At 56.4% G+C, this 20,325-nt stretch carries 17 protein-coding genes and 3 pseudogenes; 15 read left to right on the forward strand and 5 right to left on the reverse strand.

All coding sequences use genetic code 11. From position 1 onward, the window contains the following. Positions 1–13: 13 nt before the first annotated feature. Entirely contained in the window at positions 14–1,087 is a 1,074-nt protein-coding gene (locus tag ACM5SV_RS22210) for an endo-1,4-beta-xylanase (RefSeq protein WP_026157451.1), read from the reverse strand. A 140-nt stretch (positions 1,088–1,227) separates the two neighbouring features. On the opposite strand from ACM5SV_RS22210, the pseudogene ACM5SV_RS22215 reads away from it, so the two are divergent. Next, a pseudogene (locus ACM5SV_RS22215) lies at positions 1,228–1,667 on the forward strand (hypothetical protein). Between the two features lie 31 nt (positions 1,668–1,698). Here ACM5SV_RS22215 and ACM5SV_RS22220 read toward each other — a convergent pair. Continuing rightward, a complete protein-coding gene (locus ACM5SV_RS22220) occupies positions 1,699–2,589 on the reverse strand; it encodes a DUF6030 family protein (protein ID WP_222015916.1) in 891 nt (296 codons plus the stop codon). 501 nt (positions 2,590–3,090) lie between these two features. Between ACM5SV_RS22220 and ACM5SV_RS22225 the strand changes: the two genes are divergently transcribed. The 7 genes from ACM5SV_RS22225 to ACM5SV_RS22255 all read left to right on the forward strand — a co-directional run bounded on the left by ACM5SV_RS22225 (position 3,091) and on the right by ACM5SV_RS22255 (position 8,744). After that, positions 3,091–3,783, forward strand: a complete 693-nt coding sequence (locus ACM5SV_RS22225) for a class I SAM-dependent methyltransferase (protein ID WP_222015900.1) — start codon at positions 3,091–3,093, stop codon at positions 3,781–3,783. Between the two features lie 171 nt (positions 3,784–3,954). Beyond that, a complete protein-coding gene (locus tag ACM5SV_RS22230; protein ID WP_012758600.1) occupies positions 3,955–4,380 on the forward strand; it encodes a helix-turn-helix domain-containing protein in 426 nt (141 codons plus the stop codon). 9 nt (positions 4,381–4,389) lie between these two features. Further along, entirely contained in the window at positions 4,390–6,237 is a 1,848-nt protein-coding gene (locus tag ACM5SV_RS22235) for an SARP family transcriptional regulator (protein ID WP_012758599.1), read from the forward strand. 20 nt (positions 6,238–6,257) lie between these two features. Next, positions 6,258–6,470 carry a hypothetical protein gene (locus ACM5SV_RS22240; protein WP_003561841.1) on the forward strand — a complete coding sequence of 71 codons (213 nt, stop codon included), beginning with the start codon at positions 6,258–6,260 and terminating at the stop codon, positions 6,468–6,470. Between the two features lie 42 nt (positions 6,471–6,512). Continuing rightward, a complete protein-coding gene (locus ACM5SV_RS22245) occupies positions 6,513–7,688 on the forward strand; it encodes a YcaO-like family protein (protein ID WP_017994915.1) in 1,176 nt (391 codons plus the stop codon). Beyond that, the gene (locus ACM5SV_RS22250; protein ID WP_017994914.1) at positions 7,685–8,392 is read left to right on the forward strand and encodes a TfuA-like protein; all 708 of its coding nucleotides are present in this window, start codon (positions 7,685–7,687) and stop codon (positions 8,390–8,392) included. Before ACM5SV_RS22245 ends, ACM5SV_RS22250 begins: the two co-directional genes overlap by 4 nt. Positions 8,393–8,495: 103 nt before the next feature. Continuing rightward, complete coding sequence (locus ACM5SV_RS22255; protein WP_017994913.1) at positions 8,496–8,744, forward strand: hypothetical protein; 249 nt, start codon at positions 8,496–8,498, stop codon at positions 8,742–8,744. 404 nt (positions 8,745–9,148) lie between these two features. Here the strand turns inward: ACM5SV_RS22255 and ACM5SV_RS22260 are convergent, their stop codons facing one another. Further along, on the reverse strand, positions 9,149–9,355 hold the full coding sequence (locus ACM5SV_RS22260; RefSeq protein ID WP_003542083.1) for a hypothetical protein: 207 nt from the start codon (positions 9,353–9,355) through the stop codon (positions 9,149–9,151). 269 nt (positions 9,356–9,624) lie between these two features. Here ACM5SV_RS22260 and ACM5SV_RS22265 point away from each other — a divergent pair, with 269 nt between their 5' ends. Further along, positions 9,625–9,873: a hypothetical protein gene (locus ACM5SV_RS22265; RefSeq protein ID WP_128438247.1), complete on the forward strand. Its 249-nt coding sequence runs from the start codon at positions 9,625–9,627 to the stop codon at positions 9,871–9,873. Positions 9,874–10,561: 688 nt separating this feature from the next. Here ACM5SV_RS22265 and ACM5SV_RS22270 read toward each other — a convergent pair. Next, positions 10,562–10,945 (reverse strand): annotated as a pseudogene (locus ACM5SV_RS22270) (glycosyltransferase family 2 protein); the annotation flags it as partial. A 137-nt stretch (positions 10,946–11,082) separates the two neighbouring features. On the opposite strand from ACM5SV_RS22270, the pseudogene ACM5SV_RS22275 reads away from it, so the two are divergent. Both ACM5SV_RS22275 and ACM5SV_RS22280 read left to right on the forward strand, forming a co-directional pair. Then, a pseudogene (locus ACM5SV_RS22275) lies at positions 11,083–11,205 on the forward strand (ATP-dependent DNA ligase); the annotation flags it as partial. A 213-nt stretch (positions 11,206–11,418) separates the two neighbouring features. Beyond that, positions 11,419–12,468, forward strand: a complete 1,050-nt coding sequence (locus ACM5SV_RS22280; RefSeq protein WP_221967338.1) for a glycosyltransferase family 2 protein — start codon at positions 11,419–11,421, stop codon at positions 12,466–12,468. On the opposite strand, the gene ACM5SV_RS22285 is transcribed toward ACM5SV_RS22280, so the two are convergent. After that, complete coding sequence (locus ACM5SV_RS22285; RefSeq protein WP_222015903.1) at positions 12,457–15,504, reverse strand: trifunctional glycosyltransferase/class I SAM-dependent methyltransferase/polysaccharide deacetylase; 3,048 nt, start codon at positions 15,502–15,504, stop codon at positions 12,457–12,459. The two genes, ACM5SV_RS22280 and ACM5SV_RS22285, sit on opposite strands and share 12 nt — an antisense overlap. Before the next feature lie 115 nt (positions 15,505–15,619). Here ACM5SV_RS22285 and ACM5SV_RS22290 point away from each other — a divergent pair, with 115 nt between their 5' ends. Genes ACM5SV_RS22290 through ACM5SV_RS22305 form a run of 4 tightly spaced genes read left to right on the forward strand, consistent with a single transcriptional unit; the run spans position 15,620 to position 20,310 of the window. Beyond that, positions 15,620–16,468 carry an ABC transporter permease gene (locus ACM5SV_RS22290; protein WP_012758593.1) on the forward strand — a complete coding sequence of 283 codons (849 nt, stop codon included), beginning with the start codon at positions 15,620–15,622 and terminating at the stop codon, positions 16,466–16,468. Next, a complete protein-coding gene (locus ACM5SV_RS22295) occupies positions 16,465–17,766 on the forward strand; it encodes an ABC transporter ATP-binding protein (RefSeq protein ID WP_222015905.1) in 1,302 nt (433 codons plus the stop codon). The genes ACM5SV_RS22290 and ACM5SV_RS22295 overlap by 4 nt, the downstream gene beginning before the upstream one ends. Then, positions 17,766–18,950 carry a glycosyltransferase family 2 protein gene (locus ACM5SV_RS22300; RefSeq protein WP_222015907.1) on the forward strand — a complete coding sequence of 395 codons (1,185 nt, stop codon included), beginning with the start codon at positions 17,766–17,768 and terminating at the stop codon, positions 18,948–18,950. Before ACM5SV_RS22295 ends, ACM5SV_RS22300 begins: the two co-directional genes overlap by 1 nt. Further along, positions 18,943–20,310: a glycosyltransferase gene (locus ACM5SV_RS22305; protein ID WP_113546065.1), complete on the forward strand. Its 1,368-nt coding sequence runs from the start codon at positions 18,943–18,945 to the stop codon at positions 20,308–20,310. The genes ACM5SV_RS22300 and ACM5SV_RS22305 overlap by 8 nt, the downstream gene beginning before the upstream one ends. Positions 20,311–20,325: the final 15 nt, after the last annotated feature.

Here is a 20,325-nt window from a genome sequence, read left to right on the forward strand (position 1 = left end):
GTTGTCTTGTGCATCACATCGCCTCTATTGCCCGCCGGATACCGTCGATCGCACTTCTTGGCGCATTATTTTCGTCGTAAAGATTAACGCGCTTCGTGCAAGCCGCAGCGGGATCGGCCGCTTTCTCATCGCGCTCGCCGTATTTTTCCGACATGCCCCATACTGTCACGCCTTTCAAGTCGCCATGTTCGGCCGCCACGGTGATCACGTCACTGAAAATATCGGCGTAGGATGCCGGCGTGAAGGCTTTGTCGCGGTTCAGGAAGTGGCAGGACGCGTCCAGTTCGGTGATGAAAACGCCGACACCCATGTCCTTCAGCGCCGCGCAGAAGCGCCCCATTCCTTCCGGATCGATCCGGTCGAGTCCGGGGCGGAAATGCGCCTGCAGACCCACCGCATTGATCGGCGTTTTTTTGGCGACGAGATCCTCGACGATTTTCAGGATACGCGCGCGCTTCTGTTCGAACACGTCGGATTTTTTCTCCAGATGCGTTTCGTTGAGCACCAGCGTCGCGCCGGGATTGGCCTGGTGCGCCATGTCGAAACTCATACGGATATAATCGTCGCCAAGAAGGCGTCGGAAAACACAATCCCGCAGATCCGGTGCATCATACTCCAACGGTTCGTTTACCACATCCCATGCATCGATTGAGTTCTTATAGCGAGTGACAACCTGTTTTATATGACGGTTCATGGCCGCCTGAATGGTCTTTGCGTCGTTGATGTCAGACACCCAGCCCGGGACGCGATACCAGATCAGCGTATGGCCATAAACCCTCATGTTGTTTTTGCGCGCAAATGCAACCATGCGGTCGGCGCTGCCGAAGCTGAAAACACCCGGTCTCTTTTCCGTCGAATTCCACTTCAACTCGTTTCGCGGCGTTATTGAATTGACGTTGTCGATGTAGATCTCGGCAGCGGTTGGATCGTTGATGTTTTGCAGGTCGATTGCCGATCCGAATCGGAACGACTTCCTGTCGGCAAGGACGCGCAGCCCTGCGGAGGCAGGCACCTGCGCGAGGGCCTGGCCCGCACGGACATACAACAGGGCGAGCGGAACCGAGGCGAGGAAACGTCTTCTATTCATTCTATCTCTCACTGTTAGCTTTTTTCATGTCCGCGGTGGAATTTGAAAGGCCGGGCTCGTCGGCACCGATCCATCACGGGGCCTCGCGTTCAATTCAGCAGAGTAATACAACCTCAAATATACTTTCCCGGCAGGGGATATTGTTCGCGTCTGCTAGACTTTTCAGCATATTCCAAGATATAAACCGCTCGGGGAGGGCGCTCGTGATGGAAGATTGGTCCAGCTATCTGATGAGCTATTTTCACATGGCATTTCAAAATGCCGTTTTTTTATGGCGGCCGTTCGAAACGGTCTGTCTGTTCTCGATGACTGGCAGTTCGCAGTCCTTGTTCTCGGCATCATCGGCATCATTTTCCTCCCGTTCGCAGCGCTGGTCAGAATGTCGTGGCGGTTGCGCCGATCGGAGGTCGTCATTCGCTCGCTGAACGAAGACCTTGCGCAAGTCACGCAGGACCTCAATGTCGAGCGTGTCTGGCGTCTGGCGGGTGGGGACTGTACCGAACGGCCGAGTGCGGACAGTTTGAAAGAGCTCTACAAGATAATGGCCAGACATCACGACGATGCCAGTTACATGGCGTGATCAGTCCGTGCGTGGCATGAAGCCGAAGAACCTAATGCCGATGTTCCTGACTTTCAGCCGGCGCTTCGGTATGGGGAGGCTTGGAGACTGATTCCGGTTGTGGGCTGTCGGTCTCGACTGCGGGATCCGGCAACGGCAGCCATCTTCTGCCGGAAAAATAATTTCTGGTTCTTTTCTGAGGTCCTGAAGTTGCATCCAGCGAGAGCGTGAAGTTGTAATTCCCGGGATTGAGAACCTCGCGGCTGAAGCTGATACCGGCTCCGAAGCCGTCTTCCTTGATGTCCTTCAGATTCGTGATCGCGTTCAGGGTTTCGTGAAAATCGAGCCATTGCGGCTGGCGCAGCATGATTTCGAAAATTCGCAGAATGCCGGAATCGAGCTGGCCATTTTCATCGGTCTCGGGATTGATGATTTTCACGCGCATATTGTTGATCGTGCCGGCGGCGTCGCCGCGAACGATGACGAAGATAGAGCTCGAGAGCTGATCCTTCTCGCGCTTGCCGCTCCGCTCGAAAAAGCATTCGAACGTATCGGCGTTGAAGCTCGCCGCCGCCCAATCGCTGGTTTCGATGCCGGCATTGCGCAACGCCGCACACATTGCGGCGCCGGATATCCGCCATGTCCGCAGGAAAGTCGACGCGGTCTCTACCACGGGCGGTTCGATGACATGCAATGGAAGCGTGAAGGTGGCCGGTGGTGTCGGGCGGGGAAGGGCTTTGGGGGGAGGCGGTGTGACCTCCTGGGGGAAGAGATCGAAGCCAAAATAATGGCTGACCGTCTTTAAGTGTTTCATGTTGTTGGAAAGCAGCACCGTTCCCATGATCAGCGAGAGGGAAATCGTCAGCAGCAACCAGAAGACCACGGGAATCCGCGGTTTTCCCACAGGCTGTTTCGCATTTGCGGACGACGAATTATCGGGCAAGCTTGTCTTCTCCGGCGCGAGAAGGGTTTCGATCGGGCTGTCTAAATCCAGCAGTATACATTTATCCGTTAAATATCTTTGGCTTCTTGTCGGCAATTGGGCACCTTTGTGCCTCGCCATCAGGCAGGGGCTACAGATCTCGGCGCCGCCGCCGTAACACCATTTCAATCGGCAATCTCCAATGTAACTGCGGGAAATCGCAATGGCAGATAGCGGATGATCTTGCCATTCGGCCTATGAATCGTCCGCTTTTGCATATATTTTGTTCGCTCTCATTATGGATTCCGTTGAATTTTCTAGGGTATTCCTTGGTATTATTAGGTAAAATGCCAAACTATATTATTACGTATCATGTTTATAAATAATATTCACGCAAAAGTTTTATTTTGCACTATAAAACTATAGATTATATTCTGACTATCCTTGTGATTTGGCGGATTTCAATCAAATTTTCGACGTATTCTTCGATAGGGTTGCCGCGCAATCGCCGAGGGGAGGAACATGTCCGTCGAGCTAAACGCAACCACCTATGTTCACGCCAAACCAACAACCGCGCACGCCTATATCTTGCCCGCGGTGGTCGACTTGCTGGAGAGCCATTTCGACGGTTCTCTCGAGAACGACGTCTTTGATTTGGGATGCGGTACCGGCGGGGCGGCGGCGGCTCTTGCGGGAAAAGGATATTATGTCGTCGGCGTCGATCCTTCCAGCGATGGCATCGCCAAGGCCAATGTCAATTATCCCGAATTGCCGTTGAATGTCGGCTCGGCCTATGACGACCTTTCCAGGGAATACGGCACCTTCAATGCTGTCATCAGCCTGGAAGTCGTCGAACATGTCTACGATCCGCAGGCTTTCACCTCGACGATGTACGATCTCGTCAAGCCGGGCGGCATCGCCGTGATGTCGACGCCTTATCACGGTTATCTGAAGAACCTGGCCCTGGCTGCGATGGGGAAAATGGACGATCATTTCATGCCGTTGAAGGATCATGGGCATATCAAGTTTTGGTCAAAAGACACGCTGAGCACGCTGCTGCTGGATGCCGGCTTCGACAATGTTCATTTTGAATATGTCGGAAGGATTCCCGTTTTCGCCAAGTCGATGATTGCCGTTGCGCGAAAGCCTCTTAGAGATGGCGTCGGAGCGACACTGATTTCGGAGGGCATTCGTGCGCTGCGACGGGTGCGATAGAGCACGATGCGCATCCGCGCCAGATGGTGCTGGCTACGATAATCCACAGGTTGTTTTTACTGTGTGTGCTGCTGAAAAAATTCCTTACGAAATATTTACTTTTAGTTGCATTCTTGCTTAAACTCTCCATTATATAGCCGGGCGTGCTGATAAAGCGGGAGACTTATTCACATGAAGGCTAAATCGCCGAATTCGATTGACGTTTATGTTGGCAACCGCGTGCGCGTTCGGCGAAAGACGCTCGGGATGACCCAGAACGGCTTGGCCGAACTTCTGGGCATTACCTTCCAGCAGATCCAGAAATACGAAAAGGGAACGAATAGAATAGGCGCCAGCCGTCTTCAGCGCATATCCGAGATTCTTCGCGTGCCCATCGGCTTTTTCTTCGAGAACGGCGGAGCCGGACCGATCGACGGCGCGACGAATGAATTGAACAGCTTTTTGTCCTCGAAGGAGGGGTTGGCGCTCAACAAAGCATTCATCGCCATCGAAGACCCGAATATCAGGCAAAAGCTGGTGGCGTTGGCCAAAAGCCTGGCAGTCACGGGATTGTCTGACAGCGACAATGAGTTGCAAGATTCGGTTGTGAACAGCTGAGGATGGATCGTGCTTCATCTGCAGACATTTGGCGATCTGCGGTTGATCGAGACGAATGGCGACCAGGTTCGCTATCCGATCAAGGGCCTGTTGATGATGGCCCATCTCTATGCCGGCGCGAGCCATGAGCTCAGCCGGTACGAATTGGCCCAGTTTCTGTGGAATGATGTCGAACCAGAGCTGGCGCGGCTCAATCTGCGCAAACTGCTTTCCCGCATCCGTGAGACAGACGGCGGGCGCGCCGAATTGCCCTTCGATTTCACCGCCACCACGGTTCGTCTCAACACGCAGGCAGTTTCCAGCGATCTGGATATTTTTCGCGCCGGCGGTTCGCCGCTGGAGCGGCTGAACGCAATCGCCGAATTAACTCAGCGCGGGTTCATCGGAAATATCAAACCAGCGACAAAGCTGATAGACGCCTGGATCAGGGCCCAACGGGACGCTCAGGCGCTGCAGTTGCGGCAGGCACTGCTGGACGCGTTGCCGGATGCGCAAAAGCCCGGCGCTACGCGCTCCATTTCCGGCGCCGCTCTGCAGATCCTCGAACGGGATCCGAATGACGAGCAGGTCAGAGCCTTACTGCACCGGCTATCCGGCGGTTCGTCCCTCAGCGAAAGATTGCCGAACGATGACGGCCATGCCAGGGTACAGGTGAAGCGTTCCGAGGCCGGCGGTGAGGCAACTGCCGACATCGAACGCATGTCGCCAGCGCCGCTGATCCTGCCTCGACTGGTGCTGCTTCCCCCGACATCGAAACATGCCGATGCCGGGCTTGCGCTTGCCAATGCCCTGATCGAAGACGTCACGATCGAACTCTGCGCGCTCAGAAACATTTCCATCGTAGCGCCCCATACGGCCGGCCAGATCCGCCGCGATTCCGAGAAGGCTGCTGTGGTCGCCCGTCACTCGATCGCCTATCTTCTGGATACACGGCTTTCCGAAGAGGGATTGTTCGCCCAGCTGGTTTATTTTCCCACGGACGAGATCATCTGGGCCAATCGCTTTACGATGACGCCCGATATATTGCCGCGTCAGAGACGGCTGATTGCGCAGCAGTTGACTATGTCGGTGGCCCGCGAGCTGGCTGAAAACGAGGAAGAGCGCTTACGCTTCGAAGCCAATCCTGAGGCCTATCACGCCTATCTGGTCGGCTCGAGCCTGATGAGCAAATTGACATTGCCGCATATCCGCCGGGCACGAAAAGCTTTCAAGCAGTCGCTGTCGCACAAGGCGGATTTCTCTCCGTCATTTACCGGGCTGGCGAGAACCTTCACCAGCGAGTGGCTCGTGACGGCGCAGGGTAACAATGAGCTGCTGCATCTGGCGGAGCAGAACGCGCTTCGGGCCATCGAGCGGGATCCGGCCTCGGCGGCGGGCCATCGCGAGCTTGGCGTCACCAAACTCTATCTCGGCGATGTCGATGCCAGTGTCGCCGCACTTGATCTGGCGGAACAACTCAGCCCGCATTTTGCCGATGTCATCTACAGCCATGCCGACACGCTCGTGCATGCATCCCGCCCTGGCGACGCGCTCGCCAAGATCAGAAGAGCGATTTCGCTCAATCCGATCGCGCCTGACGCCTACCTCTGGTGCGCTGCGGGAGCGAGCTTCTTCCTGGAACAGTACGAGGAGGCCATCGCCTATGTCGAGGCGATGAAAGACAAGGCGCCGGCCCATCGCATCGCCGCGGCCAGTTGCGCAATGATCGGCGATCGAAAACGGGCGCTGTTCCATCGGCAACGAGCCGAAAGCATCAACCCGGTCTTCGACGTCGAGAAGTGGCTCACCATCGTTCCCTTCAAGGAAGATTGGCAAAAAGAGCTTTATCGGGAGGGCCTGCTGAAGGCCGGTTTTTAACAATAGCTGAGGGGCGTTACATGGCAAAAGCTGTTATTATAGGAATACCTGGTGAGGCGGGTCTCTGGCTTGCCGATCTCGACGCGGGTACGGTCAAGCCTCTCAATCCGACGGGGGAATTGGCGACTGCAAACGGCCTGCGCAAGGCCGGCGGCACTTTCGTCAAGGGCGTCGACCTCGCCGTTGCGGTTTCGTCGGCGCAGGTTGCCCTTTCCGGTCACGTCGACGGCTGAGCCGGCATTCTGACGCGCCGGTCCATATATTCCGACAGGATCATGTCGCCGCGGGAAACCCTTTCCCGCGTCGAACCTCTTTTGGCCGGGTTCGGCATTACCAGGGTTGCGCGACATACCGGACTGGACGACATCGGCATCCCCGTCTGGTGCGCATACGCTCCGAATTCCCGCTCGATCGTGATTGCCCAGGGAAAGGGCCTGACCGATCTCGATGCCAAAGTCTCCACTGTCATGGAAGCCCTCGAACGGGCGGTTGCCGGCGAACCCTCCGTCGATCTCGTCCGCGGCACCTCTTCCCGTCTGCAGGAAATGGGGCACAAGACCGACACGCTGAACTGCCTCACCGCTCTTCATAAACCCGATCTCGGACCGGACGAGGAGACGGAATGGGTTGCCGGCGTCGATATCCTCACCGGCGGCGAGGTCTATATCCCCTTTGAAGCGGTGGTGCTCGACCGCACACGTGACGCGCGATACTGGATGTCGTCGGACGGCCTGGCATCGGGAAACAATGTCGAGGAGGCGATCTTCCACGGCGTCCTGGAGCGTATCGAACGTGACGCCCATGTGCTGTGGCAGGTGGGCGCGGAACCGGATCGTTATGCCGGCTGCGTCGATCCCCGCGGCTTTAAGGACGGCGCCCTGGACGGGCTGATCGACAAGATCGAAACATCGGGATTGGCGCTCAGGCTCTTCGATATCACCAGCGACATCGCGATCCCCTGTTTCACCGCCATGCTGGGCCCTGGAGATCCGATTCTGGGCCACCGGGATATTCGCCTCGTCGAGGTAACCGGCGGAACCGGCGCTCATCCGTCTCCCGTGCGCGCGGCCATTCGGGCGGTGACGGAAGCCGTGCAATCCCGGCTGACCTATATCAGTGGAGCCAGGGACGATATTTCTCCCGCAACTTTCTCACGATCGTTGCCGCCGCTGATGCGGCGGGCCTTCGATGCGGTTGCCGCACCGCCCGCTGCCGCCATCGGCAATGCCGGGGCGGCAGGACTTCGGCAACAAAATCTGGCGCACTTGCTGCAGCATGTGCTCGATGCGCTCAGAAACAGGCGGATCGCTTCGGTGATCGCCGTGCGCCTCAGCGAGGACACGCTTCCCTTCAGCGTCGTCAAGATTGTCATCCCCGAGCTCGAAAATCCGGAGGGGGAGCGCGCCCGGCGGTTTGGAACGAGGGCGCTTGCCAGGGCAATAGGGTTTTGAAGATCATTTTCGCAGGTCCCAGTCTTCCCGATGCGGCGTCGCTTGCCGGCGAGGGGATACGCATCCTGCCGCCTGCCACGCAAGGCGATGTCCTGGCTGCTGTGGAACAGGGCGCCAATGTCATCGGCCTGATTGACGGCGGCTTCGAATATGCCGCACCGGTCTGGCACAAGGAAATTCTCTATGCTCTTTCGCTGGGCGTCGCGGTTTTCGGGGCGGCAAGCATGGGCGCGTTGCGCGCTGCGGAATGCCATCCGTTCGGCATGATCGGGATCGGCCGCATTTTCGAAGATTATCGCACCGGCCGGCTGGTCGACGATGCCGCCGTCGCACTCACGCACGCGCCGAGCGCGCTGGGCAGCAAAGCGCTGACGGTACCGCTCGTCAATGTCAGCGCAACGCTCGATGTGATGGTGGATCGCGGGCTGCTGCCAAGTGGGGTGCGCCAGGAGCTCGAAGATGCCGCAAGCGCGATCTTCTTCAAGAAGCGGTCATGGCGATCGATCGTCGAGCAATGTGGAGGGCTGGCCGAGCGCGATCGTACGGATCTGCTCGCGGTACTACTGTCGAATGCCATCGATCAAAAACGCATCGATGCCTTGGCGTTGCTGAAAGCCGTGCAGGACGCCCGTGACATTCGCTCGAGTGCCGATCTGCCCTGGAAACTGCACGAAACCTCATTCCTGACGCGCCCTGCATTGTGAACCGAAGCCGGCAATAGTCACCGAGGGTTGTGTCACGCTTTTTTCACGGGCTGGATCACCTCCACACGCGTATCATTTCTTCAATTCATTGGAGAAATGGGGCATGGGCGTGACATCGGTTTTCAAGATAGATGCAGACCAAGGGGCGGAAGACGGTCTGGAAGAGCTCGTCGCGTTGGCGCGAATGATCGCCTATGCGCGACAGGTCGCTCAGGATGTCAAACTGCCGTTCGCGACGAATTGCCTCGACCTTGCGCTCGAGGCCGTGAAGCAGGAGGTGGGGGAGGGGTTGACCAGGGAACTGGCTGAATTGAGCTCTCCAGTTCCGCAAGTGAGTGTGAGAAGTCATTAGTACGGCGCGTCCGATCGGACACGCCGAGAACGCTCCACCACTTCAAACCCGCGATAACCCCGAAAATCAGCTTCGATTTTCGGGGTTATGCGTGTGGTTGCGCGCAGCCAAGCAGTCGTCAATCGAACGGAGCCGTTTATTTCAATCGCCGTGAGACAACGCGCTGAAACGGACGCCCGGTAAGGGCCTATGGTTCGGCGTTTCGTGTCAATTGTAGGTTAGGGAAGCCCGGCTCGTTTCCGGCCGCTGGCGCTTTATTCAGAAGCTGTTCGACATCCATCTCACGGATGGTTTCGAGCGAGGGGCAAGCGGCTTCACTGACGTTGCCTCCGGGCAGGGAGGCGGCGCGATTTCGCACTCAATGTCTTCTGCACGACCAGCCTTTCGACGACCGACCCTTCATCTTAATGGGTCAGGTTGCGCTTCTGTGCCAGCAGCAGAATGTAGTCGTCGGCGATGTCTGCGATGGCCATTGCGACTTCCGCCGGATCGCATCCCTCGACCTTCGTATTTGCAATGAACTGATAGACCGCCTTCTCGATCTGCTTCCGGCAGATCATCACGCGCTCATCGTAACCAAATTCCGGAATCTGCGATGCTATATCACTCATCAGGTCGGCTCCCTCACTACTTACAGTGACCATGACACAAATTATAAGTTGAGCAAGCAAATGCTTTATGAAGGGTTAATTCGTTGGCGAGGTGCGACCATTTCGACACAGGTCGGGGTGTGAAACAGGCTATTGGCGTGTTGAATCAGGACTGACCAACTTCGCCCAAGCGTATCGGTTGTTTCGTATCGGGAGGCTCGCCAAAGGGGATAGGTATGTCCTGCGCCGCGGGTTGTGGGTCATATTTCCATTGGCGAGTGCAGGCTTATATGCCGACCTTTGAAATGACAGACCGAATGCTGTTGGCTGAATCGATCGGTACAGGTCGCGTGGAGTTGGAAAATATCTTTATTTATCAATATATTACCTTTTTGTTCGGCAGTCTTGAATTGCATCGGCAGCTTTTTCCCGCGCAATCATCCCGAGATTGTTGGGCTATCGGCTGGGACAACCTCACCAATGATGAAGGCAGTTGCCGGGTCGTTGAGAGCCCCGGGGCGGGAAGTGGCTGTCGGTAGATCTTCTGTTCCGGCGTCGAAGGTAATGTCGATGCTTTTGAAACTTTAGGCACAATAAGTTTGTATCTGTAACTGACTTTAGAAAGTAAAATTTTATCAAAAGGTAAAATTATTAATTACAGATAATGGTTGTATTTAAAAATCAATTATAAGATGACTAAGGAGTTTCATCCCGATAATCATAAGAGGTATTATGCTTCCGTGTGGCATCGATACTTATGATGTTTTACCGGATGATAATCTCGGCTTTATGACAATCTTTCTGTCTCTGCAATTCATTGCGGATCCGAAAACACCCCCGAGATGAATTGAAGCGCCGGTCGAAATATTGACAAAAAAGAACCCGAGCTTTGACCTTCACTTGCCGATGATGGGGGATTTTCTGATCAAGCCGATCTCAACAGCATGATACCACTATCCAAGTAAGATCTAATTATGCTGATGCAGCGAGAACGGCGACCGCATTATGGCAACCAGCCGGGAAGCAAAGTTGAGGACCCGCCGGGGTGGTTGGCGGGTCCTCCAGTAGGAATGCTTGCACAGTGCGTACGTATGATTGCAGTTAAAATCGACATTGTCGAAGTTCATTATTGGGGTAATTCGTTTTTATGTAGATTACTCCATTTTTTAGCAATTACTATTCTGTTTTAATATAAAATTTTGTAGTACAAAATAGTGGAGATAGTCGTCAGGCCTCCTGCGAAATCGCCGCAGAGCATTCGCCAGACCGATCGATCTCAGACAAGCGGCTGAGCAATGCCTCCGTTCTAAAGCGAGACCAACCGCCAACCAACGGGAGAAGCGGGTCTATCTCGTCGAATTTCCTGAGATTCTTTTGCTTTTGTTCCCTCGCTGGCCAGACTTTCGATAACGCCCTGCGTGAGGCTCTGTTGGCTTTTGTAAAGATCAATCTGGTGAGGATGCCGGAGGCGAGCATTGGGCCATGATGATAAATGTGTCTGAGCGAGGTCGCAGCGCTGGACCAGTCTTTCAAAGCGGCAAATTTTGAAAATGCATAAAGATGCGCCGACGCGCGGGCGCAGCAGACGACAAAAGCTGGTAGAGTTTCATTATCGATGGCTTACAGGGTTGTTTTCGGCACGAAGGTCGCGAGGATCGGGCCAGCAGTGCGATCGTACGGATAGAGGTTCGCCGGGCGAAGTCATTCAGGTTGCAGAATGGACGTTGGACCGGGCGTTTTGCATCGGCATGGGGCCGGCGTTGATGATCATCGATGGCGGGGCAGTTGTGCTCGACGAGGAGGGGCGGCCGGATTTCGGGCTGCTGCAGCGATCGCTGGAAGCACCCGGCAAGAAAGCTGGCAATCACAGCTGTGCACCGATGGATACGGACCAGCTTCCTCACAGGTAGATGACAACCGTCTTTTTGGCGGCGCGCGTCACTTTTGCACCGGCAATCTATCGACTACGAACAGCTGCTGGCTAGAAATATCTTTGTCGAATAACCATTGCTCCATTTATTGAAACTCAAACGTCCATCTTGGTGTAACTTCCTTGCGATCGTGTGGACTTCGGAGTTGAGAGCTTGAAGAAATCGGCAAGAAGTGAAGTAACTGTTGCTGTTGTAATCCCGGCCTACAACGCGGAACGAACTCTGGCTGAAACAATCAGCAGCGTTCGCAATCAAACGCATCATGCGCTCGATATCGTCGTGGTGGACGACGGTTCTAAGGACGATACCCTGGCTGTTGCGCAAGAAATCGTTAAAATTGATCCGCGCGTGCGAATATTGAAACAAAGAAATTCAGGCGTAGCTGCTGCTCGAAATGCGGGTTGGCGCTCCACCCCTGCCGACCTAGTGGCATTCCTAGATGCTGATGACCTTTGGTCACCTGATAAAATTGAGCGACAATTGGTGGCATTGGAGACAGGCGGCCCACAAGTTGGGCTAGTCTACACGTGGTATGCGATGATCGACCACAAGAATTACGTCATTTACCGGAGCAATGAGATTTCTGTCGAGGGAGATGTGCTCGACGAAGTACTTGCCAAAAACTTCATCGGAAATGGAAGCTCGCCACTCGTACGACGGAATGTCCTCGACGCGACGGGAGGATTTGACTCCTCACTCCAACAGCGCGAGGCGCAGGGATGTGAAGATTATCTCTTCTACTGCCTTGCCGCTGAACTCTCGCATTTTGTAGTGGTGCCGGATCATCTTGTCGGCTATCGCCAAACCCCCGACAACATGTCAGCCAACCTCACGCGAATGCTTCGGTCCTGGATTCTGGTCGCGGATGAAATGCTAAAAAGACACCCGGAAAGGGGCTTTGCAATCCGGGCCGGCCTACGCGGCTGCGGCCGGTGGCTCGCCCAGAGGGCGGTTGAACAAGGCCGATACCGCGCGCTCATCGGACTTGTGGCTACCATGTCGCGACATGATAAGCCAATTGCCGCCAAGATGCTTGTGGTTGACGCGAGATCAAAGGCAATGAAGAGCCTCAAGAAAAAGGCCCGGTCATGGCTGAAGCAGGAACCTTATTTCTCTCCAAATCCCAATCATCGCTTTGCTCTAGGAACAAAGTACGATGCGGGTTGGACGGTGGCCCCCCCCATTCTTGTCTCAGCCAAATAGCAGATTTGCAAACTCTGACTGGCTGATCCCGCGAAAGACCTCCTGTCTTTTCAATGCGAGCTTATCGGCATCCGCCCGCACCGTGCCACCGACGCAGCTTAACCCGATCCGGTAACCACATTGTTCGGCTATGTCCCGGATAGCGGGGTCGAAGTCGCCGTACGGATAAGCGACCGCCAGCACTTCTCGACCTAGACGTTTTTCAAGCATTGCTTTGGAGCCAGCAAGCTCTCGCAATAGGCTCTCCGGTGCCAGGGCAGATAAACGCACGTGCCGGACACCGTGGGCGCCCAGCGTCACGTCGCTGTTCGCGACTGCCGCAAGTTCCTCCCAAGTTAGCAGTGGAGCTGGCGATCCATAGGCCGAATCCCATATTGCCGAGCCGCCGACCCGATCGGTTGGGACAAAGAGTGAGGATGGGAAGCCGTATCGATGGAGCAGTGGGAGGGCATGCGTCATGAAATCGCGTGTAGCGTCGTCAAAGGTCAGAACTAATGTCTTTTCGGGCGGTTTGGCACCTTCATCGAAACAAGCAAGCAGCCGATCCAAAGTCATCCCGCGCCATCCGGCGTCGCGCAGGAAGGCCAGTTGAGTTTCGAAAGCCTCCGGAGACTGGCGGTATCGAGCAAGCTGTTCAGCACCGTCGTCCGAAACCTGATGATACATCAAGATCGGGACATCGTTCCAGTCGGCGGCCGCTTCCACAACTTGCCCCCCTCTCCAGCGTACTTGGCTGGCGACCTGAAGAGGCAAGGGCTGCGCCGTGTTTACTTCCACGCGTGTGGGCTCAAGGAAGCCCCCGTGCTCCACCTTCTCGAACCTTTGGATTCTATAGAGCGGACTCTTGGCTTCGACCGAGAGAGTTAAATCCGGATGCTGGTCAAACATCTCACCTATGCCAACCGCACCGAATTCATGCGGCCACCCAAATCCTGTCTCATGCGGCATATCAATCAGGAGGTTGGCGTGGGCAGTAACGAACCAACCACCCGTGCGAAGACTGCCCGCAATCTTATCGACTATCTGCTGGAGTTTTTCTCTGTTCTCGAAATAGTACAGAACTTCACTGCAGACGATGAGATCGTAAGGCCCTTCTAGCGCGTCGCTCAAAAGATCCAACTGCCGATAGGCTACCGCGGAACCATGGTCCTGAAGCGAGGCCGCTCGAGCGACTGCCGACGCCGAAATGTCGGTCGCCAGCAGGTTGTCGACGCGGGGGGCCAACATCCGTGTAAAGGTTCCTTCCGCGCAGGCCAGCTCAAGGCCGTTTGAAAAGCGCCGATCGTCCAACAACGAGAGTGTTTGAAGATATTTCACAGTCTCATAGTTGTTTCGGTAGTCCCAAGGGTCTACCTGGGAAAACAGCTCCTCCCAGTACGCCTCCGTATCGTATCTCGGCACCTCATCGCCCACTGGGCCGGTTTTTTTCGACGGCATCTCCATGGACATCTGCGTTGAGGCTGCAACCGCCCGCTGGCTTTCCTCTTCAACGATTCGATCGAATTCGGCGCGCCCGGCGTGCGCCATGCCTGATATCGAGTCGACACGTGTTGGTGTCGGCTCTTTCTTGCTCCACCAACCCGTTACTGTCTTTGCTTCGGCCCAATATGATACTTTCGCCATGAGCTTCAGCACCTGTTGAGCTACTCCGCTGTAGCTTGGCGCTGCCATGCTGGCGGCGGCGCGCCCGTCATCCTGATCAGAAAGATTGACGAAGCCATCTTCTGCCAACAAAGCTGCTGCTGGGTGGTTCAGATCGTCGAACTCCGGGCCGAACTCCCTCCTAAGTCGATTTCGTATAGCATCCGCTTCGATTGCTCCGAAGACAACAAACTCCAGTTGCCCCAGCAGCGTCGAACCTCGCCAGATGCAACAGCGCAACCGCTCAATGCCGGGCAAGATAAGGTCGACGATAGGTTGATCCAAATCAATTGGCTGTATCCTTGTTCTCCCGATCGTGGTGGGCACGTTGGTCGGCAGCTGGTCAGCGACCTTTCGCTCCAGTGAACGAACCAACAGGGAACCAAAAGCTTCTTGGGGAGCATGCCGATCAAGCCAAGCCTCTAGGTCCGGAAGCTTGTCCTGGATCTTCGACCAGAGTCCGGGCCAGATCGGCTCGTCGGGGAAGGCGCCGACCACAATCCCGTCTATCATTATTGCGCAGAACGCGTAGACATCGGCGTCAGGTGGGATAGGCTCTGCCACCCGGTCAAGCAGTTCGACAGGATTGTCGCCCTGACCTATTGAGGCGCCGACAAGCCAGATCGCGAGATACCAGCACGCCATTCCCAAAGCAGCTTTTGTTATTCCCTGGGCGAGCGCCGGCACCGGATAGGCAATGCGCGGATCGGAATTGTGGCCGCGCCGGATCACCTGAAGACCAAAATCGAGATGCTTAACCCTGTTTGACGACAGCGAACCGGCCGCTACGCTAACGTCAGCCATCAGGCCTTCGACCGGCGCGAATTCGGCGCCAGCTCGAGCGAGACGCTGCCACAGGTCCCAATCCTCGCACATTTTCATCTCTGGATCGAAGCCGCCGACTTCTGCAAGCCGGGACCGGCGAAGCAAGGCGGCGTGGATCGCGAAGGGGCAATAGCGCGCTGTTTCGGCAAACGGATTGTCCATTTTTACTGCGGGGTGAGACTGCCACCAGGGAGCACCATTTTTCAGACGGCGCCAACCGCAATGCAGAATGTCGGCCTGCGGCAAAGTTCGTGTGTGATTCAGCATGGTTTCGAGATGGAAGGGTGCCAGCGCGTCGTCTGAGTCGAGAAAGACGACCCAGTCGCCTTTCGCCTGTGCCAGGCCCGCATTGCGAGCAGCCGAAACGCCGCTCTGCTCCTGCCGTAGCACACGGAAGCGCGTATCCCGAGCCGCGAAACGGTCCGCGATCTCAGCGGTCTGATCGGTTGAACCATCATCAATGATGAAGCATTCCCAGTCGGGATGACTTTGCGCTATCAGGCTCTCCAAAGTCGAAGAAATCGTTGTTTCCGCTCCATGCGCCGGTGTGATGATGGAAACCATCGGCATAATTGTTGCTTCCTACGATAACGATCACGCTAGTGTACCGTGTCAGTTCGCGAGTATGATGATCTTTACTACTTTGAGGCAAGGTGTATTTAACCGGTGGCAAAAGTGAGCCGAAATGCCTGAACAACTCAAGGATGATGCGCTTGATCGCGCGAAGCGACGGGACCAATACTGGCGCCGTGATCAGTGGAAGTCCTTGATCCACATCTGTCTGCAATGGAACGATTTGCTGTTAGAACTTCTGGCACGCGATCTGAAGATGAGATATCAACGGTCCGCAATTGGCCTCGGCTGGTCCTTGATGCGGCCATTGAGCCAACTGCTGGTTTTTTCGCTGATCTTTCGTCACGTTCTGCCCCTAGATATTCCCCATTACACCACTTTCGTCTTTTCCGGCGTGTTGGCCTGGGGTTGGCTCAGCACTGCGGTACCCGCAGCGACGACTTCCATAACCGGCAGCAGCGAACTGGTGCGCCGGCCGGGCTTTCCGGTCGGCATACTTCCTGTTGTCGCAGTCATCACACAAGCAGTGCACCTTCTGCTCGCTCTGCCACTCCTCTTCATCATCTCGTTTATCGAGACCGGGGGCCTGACTTTGAGCGTCGTCGCACTTCCACTCGTCTTCCTTGCGCAGGCGCTATTCACGATGGGCCTGTCCTATCTTGTTGCGATTGCGCATGTCCACTTCCGGGATACTCAACATTTGGTAGGCGTAGTTTTGATGCTGGGTTTTTACCTGACACCCGTGTTCTACAGCCCACTTAAGGCGAGTGAGCCGATGGCGTTAATTCACACCTTGAACCCGATGGCCTGGATTCTCGAGGGCTACCGCGCCATTTTCGTCGAACACGCGTGGCCTCCCGTTGATATCTATTGGAAGACTGCGCTGATTTCTTTGCCGATGCTATTTGCTGGAATTTGGCTGGTCGAGCGTGGCAGCGCAAGCCTAGTGGACGAACTATGAGACAAGGCGCCATCATCGTCCACGACGTCGGCAAGCGCTACCGTGCGCAAGAGGGTGCACGCTCCACCACGTTGAAGGGTTACCTTTTGTCCGGACGGTCCGTGGTGCCGTCGAAAAGCTTTTGGGGCCTGCGCCACATCAGCTTCGCGGTTGCGCCAGGGCAAGCTGTCGGCGTGGTCGGGCTAAACGGGGCCGGGAAGTCCACTTTGCTGCGTCTGATCGGCGGCGTCGGTCGTCCCGACGAAGGGCAGATCAAGGTGATGGGTCGAATTGGCGCCTTGCTCGACATCGGGGCGGGCTTGACCGACGATTTGACGGGGCGCGAGAACATCTTCCTGCTGGGTGTTATCGCGGGAATGCGGCGGACCGAGGTTGCCGAGCGGTTTGACGAGATTGTAGCCTTCGCCGAGCTGGAGGCGGCCGTTGAGAACCCGGTTCGCAGTTATAGCACCGGGATGCGCATGCGCCTGGCATTCGCCGTGGCAGTCCATGTGCGCCCGGACATCTTGCTTATCGATGAGGCCCTCGCCGTAGGCGACCAAGCCTTCCAGCAGAAGTGCATTGCAAGAGTGAAGGAGATACTGAACGACGGCGCCACTATCTTCTTCGTGTCACACGACGTCTCGCAGGTAAGAGAAATCTGCGACTACGTGCTGTTCCTGAGAGGCGGACGCGTCGTGGGCTACGGACCAATCGACGAAATGCTCCCACTTTATACCTCGGCTGTCGAGGCGAAGGTCGCCAGTGTCCAGCACGAACCGTTCGGCGTTACAAAATTGCCCGTCGAGCTTGTGCCGCAAGTCAGCCGGTTCGGCAATGGCGAACTCCAGATCACAGCCGTAGCATTGCTGAACGAGCAAGGCATGTCGACAAGTACCATCGTTGCGGGCGACCGGCTGTCGATTTCACTGACCTATGTGGGCGCCACCAGAGATCGCAACGCCGTTATCGTCATCGGCATCTATGCGGCGGACGATACGTGCTGCTTCGAGACCGACAGCAAGTTGGCCGAATTCGCCCCTCTCGTAGATACGGACACGGTGCGCATCGAAACAACACTCAATCGTATCGACCTGGCGCCAGGCGACTATCGCGTTACGGTGGGCCTTTTTTCGGCAGACTGGCAGCAGGTTTACGATTATCATGCTGAAGTCTATCCTCTCGCCGTGACCGGCCCCGGCCCAAGAAAGGGTATGCTGAATCCCCCGACACAGTGGCAGCAGGTGCAGTCGCGCCCCACCGCGACCTCGCCGGACCACGGCTCATTGGGGCAGCACAGCTTGGATCCGAACTCCTGATGCGCCTTGCGGTCCGAGACATCGACATTCTTGACCTTCCGCCAGATTTTGGGCCGACTGGTGACTATCAGGGTGCACTTGTGCTGATCCGGGTCGCCGGTCGTCCGTGCGGCCAAGCTGTGATCGCCTTCGACACCGATGGCGGCAAGACGCCAATTAAGGATCGGATTCTGTCTGCGGCCAGTTCGTCGGTGTTCGAGGCTTGGCTGAGGCATCGGCTGGCCCTCCCTGACCCGTCGCCGACTCCAAATCAGCTGCCGAAAGCTTCCGTCGTGATCTGCACGCGCGATCGTACCGAAGATCTGGAGCGCTGCCTCACCGGGCTTTTGGCTATGCCCGATAAGGCCGATATTCTAGTCGTCGACAATGCCCCATCGAACGAGGCCACGCGAGATTTAGTCGGGCGCTTCGATACTGTGAGATATCTGCGCGAGCCGCGTCCTGGTCTTGACGTCGCGCGCAATACTGCCCTTCGCAACACAGAAGCAGACGTCGTCGCCTTCATCGACGACGATGCGGTCCCCGACCCGCTATGGCTTAGAACCTTGCTTCGCAATTTCGAGGACCCCCTGGTGCTGGCCGTAACCGGCCTTACTATGGCGTCCGAGCTGGAAACGGACTCGCAGATCGCCTTTCAACATTTTGGCGGTTTTTGCCGTGGTTTCAGGCGTCAGGTCTATGACGCCCACAACCTGGACCCTTTCACCGGATGGCATGCGGGTGCCGGTGTCAACATGGCATTGCGCCGAACGATGGTTGACGTGGTGGGGTGGTTCGACGAGGCCCTCGACGCTGGAACACTAAGTCTGGCTGGTGGCGACACAGACATGTTCCGGCGCGTGCTCGAAGCCGGGTATCGGATCATCTACGATCCCGAAGCTCTGAACTGGCACCGCCATCGTCGCTCAAGCAAGGAACTGCAGCAGCAGATGTATGGCTACGAGGCTGCATCGCTCGCCATCTTGACGAAGGCCCTCGTGTTCGAGGGAAACCCGCGTGCGCTCCCTCGCATGGTTCGTTCGTACATCAGGCTTTTTCGGCGATTGTTTCAACCTCGACGGACACACCAATTCAGCCTGCCTTACAACGACGCCTTAACCCAGTTCAGAGGGGCTGCGAGCGGCCCGGTTCGTTATCTGAGGGCGCGGGCGCGAGCAGTGAAGGCAGGGCATAAGCGTGGTTGACATCAGCGTTATCATACCAACCCATAATCGTGCTGCCATGCTGAGATCGCTTCTGGGCAAGCTCGACGCCCAGCGAGATGGGACCCCAGCGTTCGAAGTCCTGGTTGTGGCTGACGGGTGTGAGGACGACACGTCGACAATGCTCGCGTCGCTTCGTACCCGCGTTCCGCTTCGTACCCTGTCGTTGCCGGGCGTCGGTCCGGCACTCGCCCGCAATGCGGGGTCGCAGGTCGCGAGCGGCCGTTTATTGATCTTCCTTGATGACGACATTGAGCCCGGGGAAAACTTCGTTGGGGCGCACGTCGTTGAACATCAGCGCCACCCTGGGGGCGTAGTGATGGGCCCCTATCCGCCACTTCCGCACATTGCAAGGGACCGCTTCCGCCTCAGCGCGCGCGCATGGTGGACGAGGCACTTCGAGCGCGTGTCCCTCCCTGGACATCAGTTCGCCTTTACCGATGTGCTGACAGGAAACCTTTCGCTGGATGCGGAACTATTTCACGCAATGGGCGGCCTCGATCCTCAATTCGCCCGTGCACGAGAAGACTTCGAATTTGGTTTGCGTCTGATCAAAAAGGGAGTTCCAATTCGTTTTGCTCCTGACGCATTGGGCTATCATCTCGAACATCAGACGGCGACACTGACCGGAAAGATGGTGCGCAGGCATCAAGAGGGACGCTCCGATGCCTTGATGGCTCGCAAGCACCCCGACATACAGCGGCGGCTCGAGATCCATCGGTTTGCCGGAAAAAAGGGGCGGAAAAAACGTCTGCAAAGGATCATCGCTACCCGCGCCGGTTCTGTCCTTGACCCCCTCGTCAAGGCTGGCCCCCGCGTCCTCCAAATGTTGGAAAAGGCTGGCCTTCGCAGGCTCTATGAGAAGGTAGAGCGACAGCTCAATGGATATCATTATCTTCGCGGCGCCGCGGAAGTTTTGGGTGAGGATTGGCGGCTTCCGACGGATCCGACAGCTTCCGCTGACGAAATCGAGGTGCTCGAGATCAATCTGGACCAAGGCCTTGAGGCAGCCGAAGCTATGCTGGCGGAACGCCGACCCCTCGCTGCTCGTATCGTGAATGGGACGGTACCCGTCGGCGACATGGGTCACCAGATCGGCGCCGAACCGTGGGACGCACGGCATCTCCGTCCGTGGCTGAACGGCCAGGCAATACGCGGATATCTTCCTGTGGCGCTTGCCGAATGGCAGATTCAGCCGAACAACGTCCCCCCGCATTTGTCCGACTTCACATTGAACACCCTCAATAACCCCGGTTTCCGCGCGCATATAATCGAACAGCACGTCCAATGGATGCAGGCGAAACTGAGTTCAGCACTCTATGACAATACGACCAAATCGTAGCGGCCGACGCTGCTG

The sequence above is a fragment of the Rhizobium sp. CRRU65 genome (assembly GCF_048551595.1).
GTDB lineage: Bacteria > Pseudomonadota > Alphaproteobacteria > Rhizobiales > Rhizobiaceae > Rhizobium > Rhizobium leguminosarum_J.

Coding starts and splice junctions, on each gene's coding strand:
- ACM5SV_RS22255 (WP_017994913.1), top strand. CDS start 8,496: ATGGGCGTGACATCGGTTTTCAAGATAGATGCAGACCAAGGGGCGGAA.
- ACM5SV_RS22245 (WP_017994915.1), top strand. CDS start 6,513: ATGTCGCCGCGGGAAACCCTTTCCCGCGTCGAACCTCTTTTGGCCGGG.
- ACM5SV_RS22260 (WP_003542083.1), bottom strand. CDS start 9,355: ATGAGTGATATAGCATCGCAGATTCCGGAATTTGGTTACGATGAGCGC.
- ACM5SV_RS22230 (WP_012758600.1), top strand. CDS start 3,955: ATGAAGGCTAAATCGCCGAATTCGATTGACGTTTATGTTGGCAACCGC.
- ACM5SV_RS22240 (WP_003561841.1), top strand. CDS start 6,258: ATGGCAAAAGCTGTTATTATAGGAATACCTGGTGAGGCGGGTCTCTGG.
- ACM5SV_RS22290 (WP_012758593.1), top strand. CDS start 15,620: ATGCCTGAACAACTCAAGGATGATGCGCTTGATCGCGCGAAGCGACGG.
- ACM5SV_RS22265 (WP_128438247.1), top strand. CDS start 9,625: ATGCCGACCTTTGAAATGACAGACCGAATGCTGTTGGCTGAATCGATC.
- ACM5SV_RS22300 (WP_222015907.1), top strand. CDS start 17,766: ATGCGCCTTGCGGTCCGAGACATCGACATTCTTGACCTTCCGCCAGAT.
- ACM5SV_RS22295 (WP_222015905.1), top strand. CDS start 16,465: ATGAGACAAGGCGCCATCATCGTCCACGACGTCGGCAAGCGCTACCGT.
- ACM5SV_RS22210 (WP_026157451.1), bottom strand. CDS start 1,087: ATGAATAGAAGACGTTTCCTCGCCTCGGTTCCGCTCGCCCTGTTGTAT.
- ACM5SV_RS22225 (WP_222015900.1), top strand. CDS start 3,091: ATGTCCGTCGAGCTAAACGCAACCACCTATGTTCACGCCAAACCAACA.
- ACM5SV_RS22285 (WP_222015903.1), bottom strand. CDS start 15,504: ATGCCGATGGTTTCCATCATCACACCGGCGCATGGAGCGGAAACAACG.